This window comes from Xenorhabdus innexi (assembly GCF_002632485.1).
GTDB classification, from domain to species: Bacteria; Pseudomonadota; Gammaproteobacteria; order Enterobacterales; family Enterobacteriaceae; genus Xenorhabdus; species Xenorhabdus innexi.
The window spans coordinates 1-667 of record NZ_NIBU01000229.1 but is presented as its reverse complement, the minus strand read 5'-3'; the positions used below and the strand labels follow the sequence as shown (position 1 = coordinate 667).

Annotated in this window: 1 protein-coding gene; it reads left to right on the top strand. The window is 52.9% G+C overall.

The genetic code is table 11. The features are described from left to right. Positions 1 to 667, top strand: a 667-nt coding sequence (locus tag Xinn_RS21280; RefSeq protein ID WP_169923654.1) for a type VI secretion system baseplate subunit TssF, incomplete at both ends; no start/stop codon positions are given.

Genomic DNA, 667 nt, shown 5'->3' with positions numbered 1-667 from the left:
CCGTGGCCTGCGGCCTTTACTGGAAGAGACGGAAAAAGCCCAGGCGTTTGAACTGATCCTGCTGCTGGACAAAATCGATGAGGATTTGGAGCATCTGGTTGATGTTTCTTATTTAGCCCTGAACAGTACCCCGGTGATTAACCTGTTTCCTAAACTGACAGAGCGCGTTACGGTGGAAGACAGTACGAATGAGTACCATCTGGTGGTGGATAATATCCGTCCGCTGGATTACGAAATTTTTTCAGTCCAGCGCCTGCACGGGGCCGATATCAAGCGACGGGAAACGCAAATCTTCCGGCCATTCTGGTCAACGTTCAGTGATGATAAAGGCAATTATGGTGCCTATTTTTCCCTGCGCCGTGATCCCCGTATCCTGTCTGAACATGCCCACCATTACGGCACCCGCACCAGCTATCTGGGGACCGAGGCCTTTGTGTCGATTGTGGATGAACAGCACTCCCCCTGGCCGAATGAACTCAAATTTCTGACCGCCGATGTGATGTGCACCAACCGCGATTTGCCGGCGATGCTGCGGCAACAGGATCTGGACAGTTTTGTCATGCTGGATTCCATCCCTATCAATAACATTGTGCTGCTGAAAAGGCCGACCATCCCCCGGCCGGCGCTGGCACAGGGATCGGTGTCCTGGCGATTAATCAGCCAGCTT